Genomic DNA, 22,693 nt, shown 5'->3' on the forward strand with positions numbered 1-22,693 from the left:
AACCACCGGTTCTCGTTTCGTGGCTCAGGCACTCTGCCCCATGACGAACCTTTTCAGGAGACGATCATGCTTGAACTCAGACCCTTCAACTCCCTGGGCGGCGCCCACCATGGCTGGTTGGATGCTCATCACCACTTTTCGTTCGCCGAGTACCATGACCCAAAACGCATGAACTGGGGCAACCTGCGGGTGTGGAACGACGACGTGATTGCCTCTGGCACCGGATTCCCTAAACACCCTCACCGGGACATGGAAATCATCACTTATGTGCGTGAAGGCGCAATCACTCACGAAGATAACCTGGGCAACAAGGGCCGCACCGAAGCAGGCGACGTTCAGGTCATGAGCGCCGGCACCGGGATCGCCCACAGTGAATACAACCTGGAAGCGAGCGAGACCAGGATCTTCCAGATCTGGATCATCCCGAACGAAACCGGTTTGGCACCGTCCTGGGGCGCCAAGCCTTTTCCCAAAGGCCAGCGCGAAGGTTTCGTGACCCTCGCCAGCGGCAAGGCCGGCGACGATCAAAGCCTGCGGATTCGAGCCGATGCGCGACTGGTGGCGGCGAACCTGAAGGCCGGTGAATCCGCCGAGTATCGTCTGGACAATGGCCGTCGCGCCTATCTGGTTCCGGCCACCGGCGTCATTGAAGTCAATGGCTTGCGTGCACAAGCTCGAGACGGTGTCGCCGTTGCCGATGAGCAGGTGTTGCGGGTGACCGCCATCGAAGACAGTGAAATCGTCCTGGTGGACCTGGCTTGATCGGGTAAACGCAGGGCAAAAAAAGGGGCGACCGTCATGGCCGCCCCTTTTTTTGGCTGAAATCTCAGTGACGGTATTGACGCCTTCGCGGGCAAGTCGGGTCGCCGCATGGCTCGCTCCTACACGGGTTATGTCGAACGCGACATCGCTATCACCTCGATATTGTAGGAGCGAGGCTTGCCCGCGAAGAGGCCCTTATTCACTTCGAAGAAATAGCGCTATCCACAAGGGTTTGCGCCTCAGCCACCAATTGCTTGAGGTGTTCGTCACTGACGAAGCTTTCAGCGTAGATCTTGTAGATGTCTTCAGTGCCCGACGGACGTGCCGCGAACCAGCCATTCTCGGTCATGACTTTCAGACCCCCGATCGCCTGGTCGTTACCCGGTGCGTGGCTGAGGATGCTCTGGATCGCTTCGCCCGCCAGTTGGGTCGAAGTGACCTGGTCCGGCGACAATTTGCTCAGCAGTGCCTTCTGCTCAGGGTTGGCCTTGGCATCGACCCGTACCGAGAACGGTTCGCCCAGTTCATCGGTCAAGGCGCGATAGGCCTGACTTGGGTCACGGCCGGTACGGGCGGTCATTTCTGCTGCCAGCAGTGCCGGGATCAAGCCGTCCTTGTCGGTGCACCAGACGCCGCCATCCTTGCGCAGGAACGAAGCACCGGCACTTTCTTCGCCGCCAAAACCCAAAGAGCCGTCGAACAGGCCGTCAGCAAACCACTTGAAGCCGACCGGCACTTCGTACAGGCGACGACCCAGACGTTTTGCAACGCGATCGATCAAGCCACTACTGACCACGGTTTTACCCACGGCGGCATCGGCGCGCCACTGCGGACGGTTCTGGAACAGGTAGTCGATCGATACCGCGAGGTAGCTGTTCGGCGCGAGCAATCCACCGGACGGCGTCACAATGCCATGGCGATCGTGATCCGGGTCGCAGGCAAACGCTACGTCGAAACGCTCTTTCAGACCGATCAGGCCCTGCATCGCGTGGCTGGACGATGGGTCCATGCGGATTTGGCCGTCCCAGTCGACCGTCATGAAGCGGAAGGTCGGATCGACCTGTTTGTTGACCACTTCCAGATCCAGACGGTAATGCTCGGCGATCGCTGACCAATAGCGCACGCCTGCTCCACCCAGCGGATCAACACCCAGATGCAGCTTGGCATCGCGGATAGCGTCGAAGTCGATCACGTTGATCAGGTCGGCGACATAGGTATTGAGGTAATCGTGACGATGGGTCGTGCTGGCCTTCAGCGCCTGCTCATAGCTGATGCGCTTGACGCCGGCGAGCTTGTTGCCCAGCAGTTCGTTGGCCTTGGCTTCGATCCACTTGGTGATGTGAGTATCGGCCGGGCCACCGTTGGTAGGGTTGTATTTGTAGCCACCGCTTTGCGGCGGGTTGTGCGATGGCGTGATGACGATGCCGTCCGCCAGGCCCGAAGTGCGTCCGCGGTTGTAGCAGAGAATCGCATGGGAAATGGCCGGTGTCGGGGTGTATTCGTCACCTTCGGCGATCATCACCGTCACGCCGTTGGCGGCCAGCACTTCAAGGGCGCTGGTGCCGGCCGGGGTGGACAGCGCGTGGGTGTCGATGCCGACGAACAGCGGGCCGTCAATGCCTTGGGCTTCGCGGTACAGGCAGATCGCCTGGCTGATCGCCAAGACGTGCCATTCGTTGAAACTCAAGTCGAACGAGCTGCCACGGTGCCCGGACGTGCCAAAGGCAACGCGCTGGGTCGAGATGGCGGCATCGGGCTGGCCGGTGTAATAGGCCGTTACCAGTCGCGGAATGTCGACCAACAGTTCTACCGGTGCCGGTTTGCCCGCAAAATGACTGAGTGTCATGCAAAACCTCTGAAATAGAGTGGTTCAGGAATAGGACGCAGTTTACTGGCAGTTTGACCGCAGCGCGATGGGATCGATCCACGAGTGCCAAGGATGCTTATGGTCCCTTTCAGTCGATCGACTCCAGACGTAAGGCATCCCCTAACAGGCCCAGTGCCGCGGCCAGGTCGTGGTCGCCGCCGAAGGTGTGACTGAGGCGCAAGTGTTGCGCGTGCAAACCCTGGAGACTGAACAGCTCTCCCGGTGCGATCACCACCTGGTGCTTAAGCAAGCGATGGAACACCCGCCGTACATCGACCCGGCGCAGCGAACGGGCCCAGATGGTTGCGCCACCCTGAGGCTCGACGAAGCGCAAGGCATCGCCCAGACGCTCCTGTAACAGCTGAGTCATCTGCGCCTTGCGATCCTTGAGCATCCGCCGCAATACCAGAAGGTGCTGATCGACACGCCCGTTGCTGTACAAGCGAGCAATGGCTTTCTGGCGAATCGGTGACAAGCGGAACGAACGCAGTAGAAAGTGCCGTTGCAGTTCAGCACTGAAATGCCGCGAAAGCAGATAGCCGTATGGCGCCTCGGGCCCGATGATTTTCTCGAACGTGGAAAACACGATCAGCCGATCGGGGTCCAGCAGGTCGCGGAACCGCTGGCTGTCCGGTTCGAATCCGAGTTCGCCGTAGCAGTCGTTTTCCAACACCCAGCTGCCATGTCGCTCCAGCAATTGCGCAACAGCTTGTCGGTTGTCCTTGGGCGCCAGGCTGCCTCGCGGCATGTTCAGCCCGGATGAAACCATCACCAGCCGCACCGGCTCGGTCTCCAGCAACTCCTTGAGCCATTCGACGTCCAGGCCGCCGCTGGATTGCACCGGTAGCTCGATCAACCGCACCTGCGCCGCCTGGAGCAACCGCAGAATCGCCCAGTCGCACGGCGACTCGACCAGCACCGTGGCGTCCTTGAGACTCAACACAGCGATCAGCATTTCCAGCACGCCGCGCAGGTCGGCGCCAATATAGACATCGTCGGCGTGCCAGCAGCGCAGCGGCGAGGTGGTGTAGCGCGCCGCCAGGGCGATGCGCAGCTCCAGCTCGCCACACGGTTGCGATGACGGTTGCGGTTGACGCGGATACTGGCGCAGCAGTTCTCGCTCCAGCAGCAACAGCGGGCTGTCGAGCGGTTGTAACAGCGCCGGCTCATCGGCGCTCAAGACCAGCATTCCTGGGCGTCTGGCGTTGACATAGACGGTTTCAAGTAGGTCATTGCCGCTGCTGAGTACGCTGATGGAGGACACCGGTAATGCGTAATAGCCGGACTTGGCGACCGAATAAACGCGCCCTTCCTTCTCCAGCAGCGAATAAGCGTACTGAATGGTCGAGATCGACACACTCAGGCGGTCCGCCAACTGTCGTAACGAAGGCAGACGGATGCGTGTGTCACCCACCGGCTCATTGATAAGATTGGTCAGGTATCGGTACACCGCCTGATACGCGAAGTCGGTTTCTCGTGGCCCTTTCATGGGCGAGGGCCGAATGCCGTGTGAACGTCATCATGCATCGTCAAGAAGTCCGTCAAACCAGGCACTTTCAGCGCCCCGCGGACCATTCATCCGCCAAAGCCGTGTCGTCATCACATTCAGATGCTTCGGTTTGCAAACCTTCGCCGCCGAATTCCGGGGCGCCTGCCCTACCCTCATCCGCAGACACTGGACCCATGCGGTAAAGCTTTCCGATCAGGTTGACAGGCAACCCGCTGACGTCGGTTAGCCATTGCAGAACCTGCTCTGGCACCGGATTGCCCTGCATTGCCCGGTGCAAATCAGGCATCGCCACGAGCATGCCGGGGTGGCACTGACGCAGAAAACGCTCAAGCGCCGCGCCATTCTCGACAAACGGTGAATAGAGCAGGCACACCAGTTGAGCTTCGCTCAGGCCAAGGTTTTTTTGCGCCTCGGCCGCTGCCAATATTCGCTGCTCGGCCCACGTTGCCGGGTTGCCAAACGCCTCCACCGCTTGTTCGCACAACCGTTCCGCTAGTCGTTTGCGGCGCATCATCACCAACGCCCGTTGCAGGTATTCGGCAACACCCGTCTCGTAGCTCCGGCCGTGCACGAAGCACGACTGCAAACCCCGAACGTGTGCGCAGATAGAAAAGCTGACGTATTCGCTGTCGCTGAGCTGTGCCGCCGGCTCATCAGATTGAAAACCAAGAAACTCGGTGAGCAGTGGCCAGCGCTCTTCGAGGTTGCTGACCAGCATGTCGTGAATATCGATGTACGTGGCGCGGCGACACGCCTCAAATTGCTCGGCCGGACGCCACATTGCCTGGTCATGCTCAGCATAAAAAGCGCGGTAGCAGTCGCTACCCAACTCATCGAGCAGCGCGAATAGCTCCTCGTAACTGCTTTCGTGGTGATTCGAGGCCTTGAGCCCGGCCTTGGCGGCAGCACGTTTCAATCCGTCGAGAAACTGTTTCTGCTGGCGAGGCGTGTCGCTACTGACCAATGCATCGACACCGCGGTCCCAACGAGCAATTTGCCCATAGAACTCACCGGTGGCCAGGTACCCGTCGTCCCACAGATCAAGCGGCCCATTACAGGCGCGACGATGGCCAATCATCAAAAGATTGAGCCGATTTGACTCACAGCCGGCTTCGGAGATCGGTGTCAGGTGGCTGAACGGCAGGACTTCCCGGTTATCGACCATCAACACGTCGACCCGAGGATCGTCGTAGAGGAACAAGGCGCTGTAGCTGCGATGGATATTTGCCAGGGCCGTCGAGCTTGCGCCGTTCAAACGCAAGGAGGCTACTCGCAACCGGAACGTCGCTGGCGCCCGAGCAGCGATACTCAGTTGTGCGGCGCGCAGCAGCGCCAGCGTGTAGCAACTGTCGCGGGACCCGGACTGAATCGCCAGGACCTTGAAGTCGCCAATACGCTCCATGCCCCCGGCCGCTACTACTAGGCGCTGAATCATAAGCTGCAATGCGGTGCGTTCGGCGCGAGAGAAAAAACTCAACAATCGCTGCAGCACTTGCTGATAGACATAGTTCATCGCTTGATCATGGATATGGGTCATCTTTATTTACCTGATGCTTGTAAGTTCGATATCGCGCTAACAACGACATGCCCGGTGCAATGGATTGCTTGCCACGATTGAAGTACTGGACGTTATTACCAAATGCTAGCACTTAAGCTTTTTGTAAATATTTGAAATATTTGAAAGTCACCCGTGATCCGGCCAGAGACAACGTGCCGCGAGGCCCGGCAGAGCGGGCCTCTAGCGGCTGCGCGCGACATCCTAGGAAATGTCCGACAGCGTCCCACAGACATTTAGCACAAGAAATAAAGAAAGAAGTCGCCCCTGTTTTGTTGGCAATTACGCCACGACGAACTATTTGTCGAATATTGTTTAACAGTGTGTATTGAAAAGTATCGACCTGATACCCAGCCATGACTCATTCCTTGAGATGAAAGTAATCATTCAATTATCAAGGCTTATATGATGATTAGAAGATACAGATTGAGAGCAAAAACCAGTTCAGTTGCTGAACTGCCCCATTGACCGGTCAATGGAAGGTCTCATTTATGGCAGATGACACATGCAAAAGAGTCCGTGGGGGGGCACGGACTCTTGCAAAGGGGCGTCTCTAAAGGGCTTATGCAGGTTGGACCTGGAGGGCGACCCGTTCGCGGCATGGGCATTCGTCCATGTAGCGGTGAGCTTCGACAAACTCGGCAAACGGGAAGACCCGAGTCTTGAGCGGCAGCAGCACACGGTCGGCGGTCATCTGGTTAATGTCGCGCAAGGCACGTTGCAGTGCGACCTGGTCCTGGATGATGCCCAGCTCCGGCTTGCCGGTGAAGTTGCCGATGCAGTGCACAAAGAACTGAATGTTCTTCTGAAACGCTGCGCAGGCCGGGAATGGCGTCTGGTTGCCACCTTGCAGGCCGTACAGCACCAGACTACCGCGAGGTGCAAGCACATCGCCAAGCAATGACATCTGTGGACCGCCGAGACCATCGAACACCACGTCCACGCCACGGTTATCGGTGATCTTGTTGATCTGCATCAGCAGATCCTGTTCTTCAGTGACGATGACTTTTTCAGCACCCAAAGACAGCAGGTTCTCACGCTCTTCCGCCGTCTTGGTCGCGGCAATCACTCGCACGCCAAGTGCTTTGCCCAGCTGTACGAACGAAGGTCCGGCACAGTGACTGGCGTCGGTCACCAGGGCGAATTGCCCGGGTTTGACCCGTGCCAGATCGACATAAGCAAAGTAGGCGATCAGCAGCGGCGTGTAATGCACGCTGGCTTCGATCGGGCTGAGCACGTCCGGGTAACGGGTGAGTGCCGAGCGCGGCAGAACGATCTGCTCGCCGTAGACCGGATAGTCGTTAGGGCTTTCCGCCGGAAAGCTGGCGACTTTGTCACCCACTGCCAGGTCATCGACGCCATCGCCGACCGCCGTAACAACGCCGGACATTTCATGGCCAAGGCCTGAAGGCAGACGAGCGTGTGATGAGGCCAGGTTCTGGCGCCAGAGAATGTCGTACCAGCTGATGCCGATCGCCTCGACACGCACCTGCACTTCGCCCGGCGCAGGGAGAGCGGCCGCATGCTCTTCGCATTTGAGCACCTCGGCTGGACCAAACTTGTGAAAACGGATCGTGCGGGACATCGCAAACCTCGTCAAAGAAACCTCTAATGCCCTGAACTCTATCTGGGCTTTCTACCCAAGACTATCAGTGGCTATTAATAGTCGACATGCCTGTCATTGATTCCGCAGCGCCGGCGACATCGTCAAATGCCGTGAAAACCGAAGCAGCCTTTTCAGGAAAACTGAATTACTCGGTGCAGAGTAGCAGCCTTTGCCCGTAATATTCATGCCGGCCATTGTTCTCATATGGCCGCTTTCGTCAAGCTTGATGACTCTGCCAGGACTCCAGATGAATCGTAATGACCTGCGTCGTGTCGACCTGAACCTGTTGATCGTTTTCGAAACATTGATGCACGAACGCAGCGTGACCCGCGCTGCGGAGAAATTGTTCCTCGGCCAGCCGGCCATCAGTGCGGCACTCTCGCGCCTGCGCGGGTTGTTCGATGATCCATTGTTCGTGCGTACCGGCCGCAGCATGGAACCGTCCGCCCGGGCGGTGGAAATCTTCGCCCTGCTCTCGCCTGCACTGGATTCGATTTCCACCGCGGTCAGCCGTGCAGCGGAATTCGACCCAGCCACCAGCACGGCGGTGTTTCGCATCGGTCTATCGGACGATGTCGAATTCGCCCTGCTGCCGATGCTGCTCAAGCGTCTGCGCGCCGAATCACCGGGGATCGTGCTGGTGGTGCGTCGGGCCAACTATATCCTGATGCCGAGCCTGCTGGCCTCGGGCGAGATTTCCATCGGCGTCAGCTACACCGCCGACCTGCCGGCCAACGCCAAACGCAAGGTACTGCGCCGCAGCATGCCGAAGCTATTGCGGGCCGACACGGTACCGGGGCCATTGAGCCTGGATGATTTCTGCGCGCGCCCTCATGCACTGGTGTCCTTCGCAGGCGACCTGAGCGGCTTTATAGATGAAGAGCTGGAAAAGCTCGGGCGCAAACGACATGTGGTGCTCGCGGTGCCGCAGTTCAACGGACTCAGCACGCTCATCAGCGGGACTGATATTGTCGCGACCGTGCCTGATTACACGGCTGAAGCGTTGACGGCGGCCGGCGGTGTGCGGGCTGAAGAACCACCGTTACCGGTACGTAGCTTTGAGTTGCACATGGCCTGGCGTGGGTCGCAGGACAATGACCCGGGGGAGCGTTGGCTTAGATCCAGGATTCAAATGTTTTTTGGGGATCCAGATAGTCTGGCCTGACACTGACTTTGTGTTGGGGCTGATGGCCCCTTCGCGGGCAAGCCTCGCTCCCACAGGGATTTGTGGTGTTAACTAAACCCCCTGTGGGAGCGTGGCTTGCCCGCGATGGCCGCGACCCGGTTTCAAGCCAGTTCTTTGCATTACCTGCAACACTGAATTGTCATCAATCTAATTGATAGCCGCCTAACGAAAGGTGCACGCTAGAGAGCTTGCCCGAGCCTTATATCATTCCGAATGATAGTTACCTTTGCCTCATTCGATTCGTGAGATACATCCTCGCCGAGCATCATCCGTCCATTCTCAATACATTGGCGGATGCATCCATGGAACAATCACTCAAACATTTGCGCTTCCCGTTGGCCCTGTTGGCCGTGCTGGTGATGAGCGCCTGCGGCAAGACTCCGGACACGGCCGCCACTATGCCCGCAGCCAAAGTCAGCGTGGCCAAGGTGCTGGAACAACCGGTCAATGAATGGGACGAATTCACCGGGCGCCTCGAAGCGCCGGAAACCGTAGAAATTCGTCCACGGGTCTCCGGCCAGATCGATGAAGTGGCCTTCACTGAAGGCGCATTGGTCAAGAAAGGCGACCTGCTGTTCCAGATTGACCCTCGTCCATTCCAGGCCGAGGTTCGCCGCCTCGAAGCCCTGGTTGCCCAGTCCCGCGCCAACGCCACCCGCAGCGAAAATGAAGCCCAACGCGGTGAGCGTCTGCGCACCAGTAATGCGATTTCCGCCGAACTGGCCGATTCGCGTACCAGCGCTTCACAAGAAGCACGCGCTGCCGTCGGTGCCCTCCAGGCACAACTGGACCTGGCCAAACTGAACCTGAGTTTCACCCGTGTTACTGCGCCCATCAGTGGTCGCGTCAGCCGTGCGGAAATCACCGCCGGCAACCTGGTCACCGCCGATACCACCGCGCTGACCAGTGTGGTTTCCACCGATAAGGTCTACGCCTACTTCGACGCCGACGAGCGTGTATTCCTCAAATACACCCAACTCGCTCGTCAGGGTAAACGCGGCGCGACCACGCCGGTGTACCTTGGCCTGTCCAATGAAGACGGCAATCCGCACCAGGGTGTGATGAACTTCGTCGACAACCAGGTCAACCCGAAGACCGGCACCATTCGCGGTCGTGCGGTGTTCGACAACAGCGATGGCGCCTACACCCCGGGCCTGTATGCACGCTTGAAACTGGTCGGCAGCGGCACCTATTCCGCCGTGCTGATCAATGACGAAGCGGTCGGTACCGACCTGGGTAAAAAGTTCGTGCTGGTGATGGATGCCGACAACAAGACGGCGTATCGCTCGGTCGAGCTGGGTCCGAAAATCGAAGGCTTGCGCATCGTGCGCAGCGGCCTGAACAAGGACGACACCGTCATCGTCAAGGGTCTGCAACGGGTTCGCCCTGGCTCGCCGGTCACGCCAGAAGTGATTCCGATGGCCAGCGAACAAACCCTCGCCGCTCTGGCTCAACAACGACAAGCGCTGGAAGCCAGCAACCTGCCCCAAGTCGCGCCTGCCAAGGTCGCGCCGGGTTCGGTTGTGAAACTGGCTGCTGCGACACCACGCGGTTAAGGGATCCCTACGATGAATTTTTCCCAATTCTTCATTTCACGGCCGATCTTCGCAGCGGTGCTTTCGCTGCTGATCCTGATCGCCGGCGCCATCTCGCTGTTCCAGTTGCCGATCAGCGAATACCCGGAAGTCGTGCCACCGACCGTTGTGGTTCGTGCCAACTTCCCGGGCGCCAACCCAAAAGTCATCGGTGAAACCGTGGCAGCTCCGCTGGAGCAAGCCATTACCGGCGTCGAGAACATGCTGTACATGTCCTCGCAATCCACCGCTGACGGCAAGATCACCCTGACCATCACCTTTGCACTGGGTACCGACCTGGACAACGCACAGGTACAGGTCCAGAACCGTGTGACCCGGACCGAACCGAAACTTCCAGAAGAAGTGACGCGCATCGGTATCACCGTCGACAAGGCTTCGCCCGACCTGACCATGGTTGTGCACTTGACCTCGCCGGACAAACGCTACGACATGCTCTACCTGTCCAACTACGCCTTGCTCAACATCAAGGATGAGCTGGCGCGTCTGGGCGGTGTCGGTGACGTGCAGTTGTTCGGCATGGGCGATTACTCGCTGCGAGTCTGGCTCGATCCGAACAAGACCGCTTCGCGCAATCTGACCGCCACTGACGTCGTGACCGCCATCCGTGAACAGAACCGTCAGGTGGCTGCCGGCGCGTTGGGTGCACCTCCTGCACCGAATGCCACCGCGTTCCAGCTGTCGGTCAACACGCAAGGCCGTCTGGTTTCTGAAGAAGAGTTCGAGAACATCATCATTCGCTCCGGCGACAACGGTGAAATCACGCGCCTGAAAGACATCGCTCGGGTTGAGCTGGGTTCCAGCCAGTACGCCCTGCGCTCCCTGCTGAACAACCAACCGGCGGTAGCGATCCCGATCTTCCAGCGTCCGGGTTCCAACGCAATCGAGATCTCCAACGAAGTTCGCGCGAAAATGGCCGAACTGAAGAAGAGCTTCCCGGAAGGCATGGACTTCAGCATCGTCTATGACCCGACGATCTTCGTGCGCGGCTCCATCGAGGCGGTGGTTCATACCCTCTTCGAAGCGCTGATCCTTGTTGTTCTGGTGGTGATCCTGTTCCTGCAGACCTGGCGCGCCTCGATCATTCCATTGGTGGCGGTGCCGGTTTCGCTGATCGGTACGTTTGCCGTGATGCACCTGTTCGGGTTCTCGCTGAACGCCCTGTCACTGTTCGGCCTGGTGTTGGCCATCGGTATCGTGGTGGACGACGCCATCGTGGTGGTGGAAAACGTCGAGCGAAATATCGGATTGGGGCTCACACCGGTCGAAGCAACCAAACGGGCCATGCGTGAAGTGACCGGTCCGATCATCGCGACGGCGCTGGTGCTGTGTGCGGTGTTTATCCCGGCAGCCTTCATCTCCGGATTGACCGGGCAGTTCTACAAGCAATTCGCCCTGACCATTGCGATCTCGACCGTGATCTCGGCATTCAACTCGCTGACCCTGTCGCCTGCCCTGGCTGCTGTGTTGCTCAAAAGCCATGACGCGCCGAAGGACCGGTTCTCCAAGGTCCTCGACAAGATCTTCGGTGGATGGCTGTTCCGTCCGTTCAACCGCTTCTTTGACAAGGCCAGCCACGGCTATGTCGGCACCGTGGGCCGGGTTATCCGCAGCAGCGGTATCGCCTTGCTGTTGTACGCAGGCCTGATGGTGCTGACCTTCTTCGGTTTCGCCAACACCCCGACCGGTTTCGTACCCGGCCAGGATAAGCAATACCTGGTGGCCTTCGCTCAACTGCCGGATGCCTCGAGCCTGGACCGTACCGAAGACGTGATCAAACGCATGTCCGACCTGGCCCTGAAACAGCCTGGCGTGGAAAGTGCGGTGGCCTTCCCTGGACTGTCGATCAACGGCTTCACCAACAGCCCTAACGCCGGCATCGTGTTCGTGACCCTGAAACCTTTCGACGAGCGCAAAGACCCGAGCATGTCTGCTGGTGCAATTGCCGGTGCATTGAACGGCAAGTTCGCCGGGATTCAAGAAGCCTACATGGCGATCTTCCCGCCGCCGCCCGTACAAGGCCTGGGCACCATCGGTGGTTTCCGCCTGCAGATCGAAGACCGGGGCAACCTGGGCTATGACGAGCTGTACAAAGAAACCATGAACATCATCAACAAAAGCCACAACGTGCCGGAACTGGCCGCCCTGTTCACCAGCTACACCGTGAATGTGCCGCAGGTCGATGCCGCTATCGACCGGGAAAAAGCCAAGACTCATGGCGTGGCCGTCAGCGACATCTTCGACACCCTGCAGATCTATCTGGGTTCGCTGTATGCCAACGACTTCAACCGCTTCGGTCGTACCTATCAGGTCAACGTTCAGGCCGAGCAACAGTTCCGTCTCGAACCGGACCAGATCGGTCAGCTGAAAGTGCGTAACAACAAAGGCGAGATGATCCCGCTGGCGACCTTCATCAAGGTCAGCGACACCTCGGGCCCGGACCGCGTGATGCACTACAACGGCTTCATCACCGCTGAAATCAACGGTGCAGCCGCCCCCGGCTACAGCTCCGGCCAGGCCGAAAAAGCCATCGAGAAACTGCTCAAGGAAGAACTCCCGAACGGCATGACCTACGAGTGGACCGACCTGACCTACCAGCAGATTCTGTCCGGCAACACTGCGCTGTTCGTGTTCCCGCTCTGCGTACTGCTGGCGTTCCTGGTACTCGCGGCACAGTACGAAAGCTGGAGCCTGCCACTGGCGGTGATCCTGATCGTACCGATGACCCTGCTGTCGGCCATCACCGGTGTGATTGCCTCGGGTGGCGACAACAACATCTTCACCCAGATCGGCTTGATCGTACTGGTGGGGCTTGCCTGTAAGAACGCGATTCTGATCGTCGAGTTTGCCAAGGATAAACAGGAAGAAGGCTTGAATCCGCTGGCGGCGGTGCTCGAAGCCTGCCGTCTGCGTCTGCGGCCGATTCTGATGACCTCCTTCGCGTTCATCATGGGTGTTGTGCCTCTGGTCTTCTCCAGCGGTGCCGGTGCCGAAATGCGTCATGCCATGGGTGTGGCGGTGTTCTCCGGGATGCTCGGGGTGACCTTCTTCGGTCTGTTGCTGACGCCAGTGTTCTACGTATTGATTCGTAACTTTGTGGAGCGCGGTGAAAAGCGCAAAGCGGCCAAGGCCCTGAAACTGGAGGCGCAACAATGAGCCTGAAAGCCTTCCTGCCGAGCCTTCTGGTACTGGCCCTGAGTGCCTGTGCCGTCGGGCCGGACTACAAGACTCCAGCCACTGAACCGGCCAACATTACGACCGCCACCGATGGCAGCGCCGGTCAGAAGAACTTCGACCGCTCGCGTTTCGAAGGCATCTGGTGGCAGCAGTTTGAAGACCCGACGCTCAACCAGTTGGTGACTCAATCGCTGCAAGGCAACCGTGATTTGCGCGTGGCCTTCGCCCGCTGGAAAGCGGCGCGGGCGATTCGCGACGACGCCAGCAATGACGCCATGCCGACCATCACCAGCCGGGCCAGCAGTGACTTGGCCAAGGGTCAGATCCCTGGCCAGACCACGAAACGGGTTAACAGCGAACGCTACGATCTGGGCCTGGACATGGCGTGGGAAATCGACCTGTTTGGCCGTATCCAGCGCAACCTGGAATCCGCCGACGCCGAACAGCAGGCGCTCGAAGCCGATCTGTACCAACTGCAAGTCTCCATGATTGCCGAACTGGTGGACGCTTACGGTCAACTGCGCGGAGCGCAGCTGCGGGAAAAGATCGCGCTGGCCAACCTGAACAACCAGCAGGAATCGCGCAAGATCACCGAAAGCCTGCGTGATGCCGGCGTCGGCGATCAGCTCGATGTGGTCCGCGCCGATGCACGCCTGGCGTCTGTCGAAGCCAGCGTGCCGCAACTGCAGGCCGAACAGGTTCGGCAGAAAAACCGCATCGCCACCCTGCTGGGTGAACGTCCGGACAAGCTGACCGTCAACCTGAGTCCAAAAGATTTGCCGGCGATCGCCAAGGCCCTGCCAATCGGTGATCCGGGTGAACTGCTGCAACGTCGCCCGGACATTCTCAGCGCCGAGCGCAAACTGGCTTCCGCCACTGCCCGTATCGGCGTGGCCAAGGCTGATTTGTTTCCACGGGTCAGCCTCAGCGGCTTCCTGGGCTTCACCGCCGGGCGTGGTTCACAAATCGGCTCCTCGGCGGCCAACGCCTGGGCGCTGGGCCCAAGTATTACCTGGGCTGCGTTCGACCTTGGCAGCGTACGTGCCCGTTTACGTGGCGCCGATGCTGATGCCGAAGGCGCCCTGGCGACCTACGAGCAGCAAGTACTGTTGGCGTTGGAAGAGTCGGAAAACGCCTTTAGCGACTACGGCAAACGTCAACAACGCCTGATCTCGCTGATTCGTCAGAGCGAATCCAGTCGCGCCGCGGCCGACCTGGCCGACATTCGCTACCGCGAAGGCACGGCGGACTTCCTCGTCCTGCTCGACGCCCAGCGTGAGCGCCTGGCGGCTGAAGACACCCAGGCCCAGGCCGAAGTCGATCTGTACCGCGGCATTGTCGCGATTTACAAAGCCCTCGGCGGTGGCTGGCAACCAGAGACGGTCGCCAGCAAGTAAGGTTTTAACGAGCTCCTTTGGTTGGCCGCAACCAACCAATTCTTTTGCCCTGTGCCTCATTCGGTCGCGGGGCTTTTTTTTGCCTGTCCAGAAGGCAGTGTGAATCACAAAAGGTTAGCGGTGTTCTTGAGTCTCGCGGTTTTCCTGGACCGTCACGGTGGCCGTGGTCCCGGCACGCAGTCGGTTTTTGGCGGCGTAATCGGCGTCGATCTGTATCCGCACCGGCACCCGTTGCGCCAGTTTGACCCAGGTGTAACTGGGGTTGATGTTGGCCAGCAGGCGACCGCCCGGTAAGTTCTCCCGGTCAGCAATGGCGAAGGCTATGCTTTGCACTGTGCCGCCGAAGGTTTCGCCGCTCATCAATTCGATCCTGACCCGGTCACCCTCCTCGATTCGCGGCAGCTTGGTTTCTTCAAAGTAGCCGCTGACATAAAACGAGTCGCTGTCCACCAGTGCCAACAGCGCGCCACCGGCCGCAGCATAATCACCCTGACGGGTCAGCAGGTTGGTGACGTAACCCCTGACGGGCGCTTCGACCCGGGTGCGCTGCAAGTCCAGTTCGGCCTGGGTCAATGCGGCAATTGCCAATTGCACGTTGGCTTGGGCCAAACCGAGGTTGGCCTGGTTGCGCAGCAACTCGGCCTGCGCCACCGCCACTTCCGTGCTGGATTTTTCCCATTCTTCGCCAGAAATTGCGAGCCGCTGCTTGAGCGTGCGCCGTCGGCGTTCTTCACTCTGGCGCTGCCGGAGTAGCGCTTCACTGGCGACAATCGTTGCCTCGGACTGACCCAGAGTGGCTTTCGCCACTTCCACCGAGCGCTTGGCATGCTCCACCGCGAGGATATAGCGCGCCGGGTCGATCTCCAGCAACAACTGGCCTTTCTCCACATGCTGGTTGTCCTGGACGCCCAGGCCGACGATGCGCCCCGAGACATCGGCGGACAACGTCACCACATCGGCACGCACCCGTGCATCCCGGGTCCAGGGCGCGCGGGTGTAATGTTCCCAGGCAAACCAGCCGAGCACGAAGGCCAGCAGTACCACCGCCACAGTCACGAGTCGGGCAAGGATCTTCTTCAAGACATCAAGCTCCCATCACCAGGATCAGCGTTGCGCAAACGCAGGCGTACAACGCGCCTTCGAACAAGGCTTCATGCCAGACGAACTGCAGCACGCCAAAGCGGCGCAAGATCCAGTCCAGCAGCAGGTAAATCGGCAAGGCCAGCAGCAGTGCCTGGGCGATTGGCGGCAAGTAGACGCCACCCAATTCAAAATCAATGGGCAAGGGTCGGTACTCCTTCCGTTTCTGCGGGCTGAAAGTATTTGCGATGTCGCTCCAGAAACGACACCACGATCAGCAGTGCCACACGCATCCGGAATACCGACCACAGGTGTTCATGAACGTCTAAATGTAAGTCGTCCATTTCATCGCCCAAGACACGCAGGTTGGCGAGCAGCTGCTCAAGATCAATCCCAGGCCGCCCGGCGATCAATCGCCCCGTCTCACGGACGGCAGCCAGCAAACGGTTTTGTTGTTCCGTACTCAGCAAGGTGTTGCTTTGCCCTTGTTGCCTGAGCTGGTTCAAAGCCACACCCAGAGCCATGCACCCGAGGCTGACTTCGAACAGTTCGCTGGACACCTTGTCGTTGGTGGCCGGCAATAATCCCAACATCATGGTCAGGCGATCGACCATGCGGCTTTCAAACGCAAATTGCTGCTCATCGGTGGCTGGCGTCTTCAGTAAAGCGTAGACCTGCTCGCAGTTATCATTGAACAGCCGGCGTATCCGCAAAACGGGCCTGAACGGGAAGATCAAGGCGTAGACACTGAGCGCCAGCGTGGCTGCGCAGATATAGGAACCGGCAAACTCGAACCACTGAATTGCACTGTTTTGGCCGATTTCTGTGTTTTGCGGGCCCAGCAACAGCATTGTCGTTAGTCCAAGCCCAATGCCTGTGCCAGTGGTCGGCGGACTGGACAGCCCCACTGCGACGGCATACAGCAAGGGGGCCAACAACAATGCGAGTAACTCGAAATCACTGATCATCGGTATCAGCAGGAACAGATACAGCGCCGACACCACCAAGGCCAGACCCAGCCCCCTGGCAAAGCTTTGGCTGGCCAGCAACGGTCGCGGAAAAGTCGCCATCAGCGAACAGAGAATTCCTGCCACGATCATCCCGCCACGCGCCCCGTCCCAACCGGTCTCGATCCAGATCAGGCCGGCCACCAGCAACGCGGTAAATGCCCGGATCGCGTTCATCGCCGCCAGGGTGAAGTCCAGATGCAAGGGGTTGTCCTGGCCGCGAAACATGCTACTGGCCGCACGCCCGTCCTGGATCGCGTCGCTCAGTTCGAGAATCTGGCCGAGCTGCTCCAGCATCCGTGCCTGCTCCCAGCGCAGTGCCCAAGCCAGTGAACGCAGCGTGGCAGGCATCGTCTCGGTGAGTTGTTCGGCCTTGTAGGCCTGGTCATCGAAACGCTGTTGCAGCGCCGCAAAACGGTGCCGCGCCTCGGTCGACAGCGAGCGTCCCTGCTGGGCCAGTTCATCGAGAAAGACCAGTTCTTCGGCGCGCAAACGCTGTATCTCCTCCGGCAACGCGCCTTTCCAGCGCTCGGAAAGCAACTCCCGCTGGTGACGCAAAGCCGTCAGCCGCGATGTCAACAACACCAGCTGATTTCCCAGCAACTGCACCAGTTCATTGGCGCTGCGCAACCGTGGGGCATCGAAATACAAATGCCGGCGGACACCTTCCAGGGCGCTGATCGCGCCGAGCAGCTGCATCTGCCGTCGATGGAAACCGGCTTCGCTTTCCTCGGTTCGAATGACCGCAGCGGCGTGGGTCGCAAGCAGCTTGATGACCTGATCGATCTTGGCGAAGTAATCCCGGGCCACCGCTTCCGGCCGCGCCGTGAGCAGGCTGACCACGCACACGCAAGCCACCGCCAAAAGCGTCTCGGTCACGCGAGTGACGGCCAGCAGGAACGTGCCGTCCTGATCGGGCACCGCCAGCAGCGCCACGACCACCGCCGTGTACCCGCTCAGAACAAATGCCTGGGAACTGGTGTAGCGCAACAACGTACCGCCGGCGGTACACAGTGCCAGCCACAAGGCCAGGGTGAGGATGAAAGGCAGGGGCGCCTGGGGAAAGATCGCCATGATCAACACCGCCACGACCGCTCCGAGCGTGGTGCCGATGACCTGGCCGAAACTTCGGGCCAGGGCCATGCCGCCCAATGGCTGGCTGACGATGACCACCGCCATGATTGACCACTTGGGCTGCTCAAGGTCGAACAGGAAGGCCAGATACAACGTCAGCAGCCCGGCCGTGATGGTTCGCAAGGCGAACAACAGCACTCCGCGCCCGGGGTTGAGTATCGCTTTGAAGTACTGAAGCAGCGGTTGCATGGAAACGCTCGTCGAGTCATCTCCAGCAAGCGTAGTCACTGCGTTGGCGCCTCGACAGGTTTCAATGTCGACGCGGCTTGTAGGCAAAATCATTGATAGGCCAGACTGCCTCGAATCGACTGACTAACGTATTGAACTGAGTCTGGGTTTGACTCGCCGCCCTGCCTGACCGAAGCTGGCAACCTTAAAACAGCTTGCCAGCTCCCGGATTCCTGCATGCCCCAGTCCCGCCGCTACCTGCTCATCAGCCTCTGCGTCCTGGTTGCCATCGGCCTTGCCTGGTTTTTCCTGCGCAGCACAACCCCCGCAGTGCCGGAGGCGATCAAGCGTGGCTACACCGAAGCGCTGAACCAGGCGCGCGCAGGCCAACCGGGTGCAGCGCGGGTCCTCTATCAGCAATTGGGCCGCCCTGATATATCGGCCAAACGCCGCATCTGGTTGCATGCCGAACTGCCCAACTACCCCAGCTCCGTGGCCCTGAAACTGGCGGATGCGGACTTGCAGCATGAATCACCAGACGTACGCATTGCGGCGATCAAAAGCATCAGCGGTCTGGTGCCCAGCGGTCAGCGCAGTCTGCTGCTGGGCCCGTTACTCGATGACAGCGAACAGCGCGTCCGCTATGCCGCCGTCAACGCCTTGCTGGGGCTTTCGCCGGACGATCTCGGTTTGTACTTCGGGCCGCTGGAACAAGCCATCGATGCCTGGGAACAGGACCTGAAGAGTCAGCCGGAGAGCGCAGACAACCACTATCAATTGGCTCGACTGCATCTGCACAATGCCGAGTTGAAAGAGGCGCGGCAGGCACTGGAGAACACCTTGCGTCTTGCGCCCGGCAACCTGCCCGCGCTGGTGATGCAAATCGAAGTGCTGGATCGACAGGGCCAAAACGATGCCGCTCGGCAGTTGTTGGCCAAGCAGCTGAAGGCTCAACCCGATTCAGCCTACCTGCAACATGCCCTGGGGCTCTGGCTGCTGCATCACGGGCAAAGTGAATTCGCCCTGCTCGGCCTTTCCAAAGCCGTGGAGCTGGAGCCGGATAACAAGGACTACCGTTACGACCTGGCCACCACGCTTCACGATGAACAGGAGCTGGAAGCGGCGCAAAAACAGTTGCAGGAGATCGTCCAGCGCCACCCGGCCGACCGCAAGGCCCGGGTATTGCTGATCAACTACTGGAAGGAAAGCGGACAGCTGCAGAACGTGCAGATTCTGTTGGCGCAACTTGAACAACTCAATCCCGACGACCCTGCGTTGCAGCAAGGGCTTTAACAACAGCAAAAATTTCGTTGAACTCGTCGTCTCGGCCAAGGGTCAAGTGAACAGGCAGTCCATCAGGCACTTACGGCCTGTTGCCTCGTTTCCCCTAGTCATGAGAGGGCATTTTTTGTCTACATCTAACGAGTTGAACAGTGCAAAAGCCGCCACCGGCATCGAAGGTCTGGATGACATCCTGGCCGGTGGATTGTCCCGCGGCCATGTGTTTTTACTGGAGGGTGAGCCCGGAACCGGCAAAACCACCGTCGCTTTGCATTTCCTGTTGGCCGGCGCTCGTGCCGGCGAACGCTCGTTGTACATCACCTTGTCGGAAACCGAGCACGAGCTGCGGCAGGGTGCGTTGTCCCACGGCTGGGAGCTGGATGAAAACATCCACATCTTCGAGCTGACGCCCCCGGAAAGCCTGCTCAATGCCGAGCATCAACAGAGTTTGTTGTATTCCTCGGACCTTGAACTGGGCGAAGCCACCAAGCGGATTTTCGAAGTGGTCGAACGGGTCAAGCCTACTCGCGTGGTGCTCGACAGTCTTTCCGAGATCCGTCTGCTGGCCCAAAGCTCGCTGCGCTACCGTCGCCAGATCCTCGCGATCAAACACTACTTCGTGCGCTATGACGCCACGGTGGTGTTGTTGGACGACCTGACCACCGAATCCCTCGATAAAACGGTGCACAGTGTGGCCCACGGCGTCATTCGCCTTGAGGAACTGACCCCCAACTATGGCGCCGAGCGTCGACGGATTCGCGTGGTGAAATACCGCGGTCAGAAGTACCGTGGCGGTTATCACGACTTCACCATCATGAGTGACGGCGTACATGTATTTCCGCGCCTGGTGGCCGCCGAACATCGCGGTCGCTATGTCCGCCAGCAATTGTCCAGCGGCATCACGGCAATGGACGCCTTGCTCGGCGGCGGTATCGAGACCGGGTCCAGTACGCTGATCCTTGGCCCGGCCGGTACCGGCAAATCGCTGATCTCGATGATCTTCGCCGCTGCCGCCGTGGCTAGAGGCGAAAAAGCCGCGCTGTTCATTTTCGATGAAGAGCTCGGGTTACTGTTCGAGCGCATGAAGAACATCGGCATCGACCTCCAGGCGCTGCAAGACACCGGCGACCTGCTGATCGAGCAAGTAGACGCGGCCGAGTTGTCTCCCGGAGAGTTTTCCTACCGGGTTCGTCGCTGCGTCGATGAGGGCAATATCAAGACCGTGGTGATCGACAGCATCAACGGCTATCAGGCGGCGATGCCCGAAGAAAACGCGCTGGTACTGCACATGCACGAGCTGCTGTTGTACCTCAATCGCCACGGTGCCGCGACCTTCATGACCGTCGCCCAGCATGGACTGGTCGGTGACATGCAGGCCCCCGTGGACATCACCTATCTGGCTGATACGGTCATCCTGTTGCGCTACTTCGAAGCACTGGGCAAGGTTCGCCGGGCGATCTCGATCATCAAGAAACGCACGGGCAGCCATGAGTCAACCATTCGTGAATACCGCATCAGCGCTCAGGGCATCACCATTGGCGAACCGCTGGATGCCTTTCAGGGCGTATTGCGCGGCGTCCCTACTTATCTGGGTGCCAGCAAACCCTTGCTTGAGGAAGGCAGCCCGTGATTGCCCAGGAAGCGATGTCCGAGCGCGCGATCATTCTCGCGCCGCTGGGTCGCGACAGCCAGATTGCGCTGATGATGCTCAACGAAGCGGGTTACGACGGGGTGATTACTCGGGACCTGGTGGCGTTGTGCAGCGAGCTGGAGCAAGGGGCAGGATTGCTGCTGATCTCTTCCGAGGCCTTGTTGGGTGGTGATCTTGAACCGCTGTTCGCTCTGATCGAGCAACAGCCGGCCTGGTCCGACCTCCCCATTGTTTTGATGACCTACCATGGTGGCCCGGAACAAAACCCGGCGTCGCGCTACGGCCCACAGTTGGGGAACGTGACCTTTCTTGAGCGCCCTTTTCACCCGGTTACGTTGATCAGCCTGGTGACCACCGCGTTGCGCGGACGTCGACGACAGTACGAAGCCAGGGACCGGCTGATCGATTTGAGTCAAAGCGAACTGCGATTGCAAAACACCCTCGAAACGCTTGAACAGCAGGTCGAGGAACGCACCGCCCAGCTGCGACACAATGAAGAAGCCCTGCGCCAATCGCAGAAAATGGAAGCGGTCGGCCAGCTCACCGGCGGCATTGCCCACGACTTCAACAACATGCTGACCGGCATCATCGGCAGCCTGGAGTTGTTGCGCCGGCGTCTGGCGCGTGGGCGCATCGAAGACCTGGACAGTCTTATCGACCTGGGGGTGACCTCAGCCAACCGCGCGGCTGGCTTGACCCACCGTCTGCTGGCGTTTTCCCGGCGTCAGTCGCTGGACTCCAAACCCGTGGAGATGAACGCTCTGGTGGTTTCCATGGGCGAACTGCTGCAACGCAGCATCAACGAAAGCATTCAGCTGGACATGCAGCTGAACGAACAACTCTGGGTGGCCGAGGCTGATCCCAACCAATTGGAAAGCGCCCTGCTCAATCTGGTGATCAATGCTCGGGATGCGATGCCCGACGGCGGCAAACTGGTGGTGAAAACCAGCAATCAGCATCTGGACATTGGCTACACCGAGGTCCAGAGCAACCTTCAACCGGGCGATTACGTAGAGCTGAGCGTCACCGACACCGGGTGTGGCATGCCGCAAAGCACCATCAACCGAGCGTTTGACCCGTTCTTTACCACCAAGCCAATCGGTCAGGGCACAGGCCTCGGACTGTCGATGATTTATGGTTTCAGCAAACAATCGCGCGGCCACGTCGCCATTCACAGTGAAGTGGGCGAAGGCACGACGGTGAGTCTGTTTCTGCCACGTTTCGGCGGTGCCCTGCCTCAGGACAGCCCGGTAGACGTCCAGCACGCCCCCTTCGCACAGAACGGCGAAACGGTGCTGATCGTCGAGGATGATCCGGCGGTGCGGGTGTTGGTCAGCACGGTATTGAGTGAGCTGGGTTATGCCTTCGTCGAGGCAGGCGATGCCGACAGCGCGGTGCCCATTCTCGATTCCGCGCAGCGTATCGATCTGTTGATCAGCGACGTCGGGTTACCGGGCATGAATGGCCGGCAACTGGCGGAAATCGGCCGGCAGTACCGGCCTGAGCTCAAGGTATTGTTCATCACCGGGTACGCCGAGCACGCGGCTGTGCGCGGCGGGTTCCTTGACCCAGGCATGCAGATGATCACCAAGCCATTCACCTTCGACCTATTGACGGCGAAAGTGCGGGAGATGATCCGGATTTGAATGCCCCTGTAGGAGCGAAGCTTGCTCGCGAAGGCGTAAGTTCTGACACACCGAGTTATCGTTCTTCGCGAGCA

The 22,693-nt window shown here is 59.4% G+C and carries 16 protein-coding genes; 8 read left to right on the plus strand and 8 right to left on the minus strand.

The window, feature by feature from the left end; genetic code table 11:
- Positions 1-66 precede the first annotated feature (66 nt).
- Complete coding sequence (locus ACYZT5_RS08480) at positions 67-762, plus strand: pirin family protein (protein WP_462050685.1); 696 nt, start codon at positions 67-69, stop codon at positions 760-762.
- A 199-nt stretch (positions 763-961) separates the two neighbouring features.
- On the opposite strand, the gene pgm is transcribed toward ACYZT5_RS08480, so the two are convergent.
- From pgm to ACYZT5_RS08505, 5 genes are all read right to left on the minus strand, one after another.
- Positions 962-2,608, minus strand: a complete 1,647-nt coding sequence (gene pgm / locus ACYZT5_RS08485) for a phosphoglucomutase (alpha-D-glucose-1,6-bisphosphate-dependent) (protein WP_462050686.1) — start codon at positions 2,606-2,608, stop codon at positions 962-964.
- A gap of 109 nt (positions 2,609-2,717) precedes the next feature.
- Positions 2,718-4,118 (minus strand): aminotransferase-like domain-containing protein, encoded by a 1,401-nt coding sequence (locus ACYZT5_RS08490; protein WP_462050687.1) that lies wholly within the window; start codon positions 4,116-4,118, stop codon positions 2,718-2,720.
- A gap of 67 nt (positions 4,119-4,185) precedes the next feature.
- A complete protein-coding gene (locus tag ACYZT5_RS08495) occupies positions 4,186-5,676 on the minus strand; it encodes a hypothetical protein (protein ID WP_462050689.1) in 1,491 nt (496 codons plus the stop codon).
- Between the two features lie 112 nt (positions 5,677-5,788).
- Positions 5,789-6,052: a hypothetical protein gene (locus ACYZT5_RS08500; RefSeq protein ID WP_462050690.1), complete on the minus strand. Its 264-nt coding sequence runs from the start codon at positions 6,050-6,052 to the stop codon at positions 5,789-5,791.
- Between the two features lie 204 nt (positions 6,053-6,256).
- Positions 6,257-7,279, minus strand: a complete 1,023-nt coding sequence (locus ACYZT5_RS08505; RefSeq protein ID WP_462050691.1) for a zinc-dependent alcohol dehydrogenase family protein — start codon at positions 7,277-7,279, stop codon at positions 6,257-6,259.
- A 268-nt stretch (positions 7,280-7,547) separates the two neighbouring features.
- Here ACYZT5_RS08505 and ACYZT5_RS08510 point away from each other — a divergent pair, with 268 nt between their 5' ends.
- The 4 genes from ACYZT5_RS08510 to ACYZT5_RS08525 all read left to right on the plus strand — a co-directional run bounded on the left by ACYZT5_RS08510 (position 7,548) and on the right by ACYZT5_RS08525 (position 14,652).
- Entirely contained in the window at positions 7,548-8,465 is a 918-nt protein-coding gene (locus ACYZT5_RS08510) for a LysR family transcriptional regulator (RefSeq protein WP_462050692.1), read from the plus strand.
- A 323-nt stretch (positions 8,466-8,788) separates the two neighbouring features.
- Positions 8,789-10,042, plus strand: coding sequence for a multidrug efflux RND transporter periplasmic adaptor subunit MexE (mexE, locus tag ACYZT5_RS08515; protein ID WP_462050693.1), 1,254 nt, complete (start codon positions 8,789-8,791; stop codon positions 10,040-10,042).
- Positions 10,043-10,054: 12 nt separating this feature from the next.
- Positions 10,055-13,234 carry an efflux RND transporter permease subunit gene (locus ACYZT5_RS08520; RefSeq protein WP_462050694.1) on the plus strand — a complete coding sequence of 1,060 codons (3,180 nt, stop codon included), beginning with the start codon at positions 10,055-10,057 and terminating at the stop codon, positions 13,232-13,234.
- Positions 13,231-14,652 carry an efflux transporter outer membrane subunit gene (locus ACYZT5_RS08525; RefSeq protein WP_462050696.1) on the plus strand — a complete coding sequence of 474 codons (1,422 nt, stop codon included), beginning with the start codon at positions 13,231-13,233 and terminating at the stop codon, positions 14,650-14,652. The genes ACYZT5_RS08520 and ACYZT5_RS08525 overlap by 4 nt, the downstream gene beginning before the upstream one ends.
- A gap of 114 nt (positions 14,653-14,766) precedes the next feature.
- Here the strand turns inward: ACYZT5_RS08525 and ACYZT5_RS08530 are convergent, their stop codons facing one another.
- From ACYZT5_RS08530 to ACYZT5_RS08540, 3 genes are read right to left on the minus strand one after another with little or no spacing between them, the layout of a single operon-like run.
- Complete coding sequence (locus ACYZT5_RS08530) at positions 14,767-15,732, minus strand: HlyD family efflux transporter periplasmic adaptor subunit (RefSeq protein WP_462050698.1); 966 nt, start codon at positions 15,730-15,732, stop codon at positions 14,767-14,769.
- A gap of 4 nt (positions 15,733-15,736) precedes the next feature.
- Complete coding sequence (locus ACYZT5_RS08535; protein ID WP_462050699.1) at positions 15,737-15,937, minus strand: DUF1656 domain-containing protein; 201 nt, start codon at positions 15,935-15,937, stop codon at positions 15,737-15,739.
- Positions 15,927-18,062, minus strand: a complete 2,136-nt coding sequence (locus tag ACYZT5_RS08540) for an FUSC family protein (protein WP_462050700.1) — start codon at positions 18,060-18,062, stop codon at positions 15,927-15,929. The genes ACYZT5_RS08535 and ACYZT5_RS08540 overlap by 11 nt, the downstream gene beginning before the upstream one ends.
- 216 nt (positions 18,063-18,278) lie before the next feature.
- Here ACYZT5_RS08540 and ACYZT5_RS08545 point away from each other — a divergent pair, with 216 nt between their 5' ends.
- The 3 genes from ACYZT5_RS08545 to ACYZT5_RS08555 all read left to right on the plus strand — a co-directional run bounded on the left by ACYZT5_RS08545 (position 18,279) and on the right by ACYZT5_RS08555 (position 22,619).
- The gene (locus ACYZT5_RS08545; RefSeq protein ID WP_462050701.1) at positions 18,279-19,334 is read left to right on the plus strand and encodes a tetratricopeptide repeat protein; all 1,056 of its coding nucleotides are present in this window, start codon (positions 18,279-18,281) and stop codon (positions 19,332-19,334) included.
- Between the two features lie 115 nt (positions 19,335-19,449).
- On the plus strand, positions 19,450-20,952 hold the full coding sequence (locus ACYZT5_RS08550) for an ATPase domain-containing protein (protein ID WP_462050702.1): 1,503 nt from the start codon (positions 19,450-19,452) through the stop codon (positions 20,950-20,952).
- Between the two features lie 14 nt (positions 20,953-20,966).
- Positions 20,967-22,619, plus strand: a complete 1,653-nt coding sequence (locus ACYZT5_RS08555) for an ATP-binding protein (RefSeq protein WP_462052217.1) — start codon at positions 20,967-20,969, stop codon at positions 22,617-22,619.
- The last annotated feature ends 74 nt before the right edge of the window (positions 22,620-22,693 follow it).

The organism is Pseudomonas sp. LB3P14 (assembly GCF_054898045.1).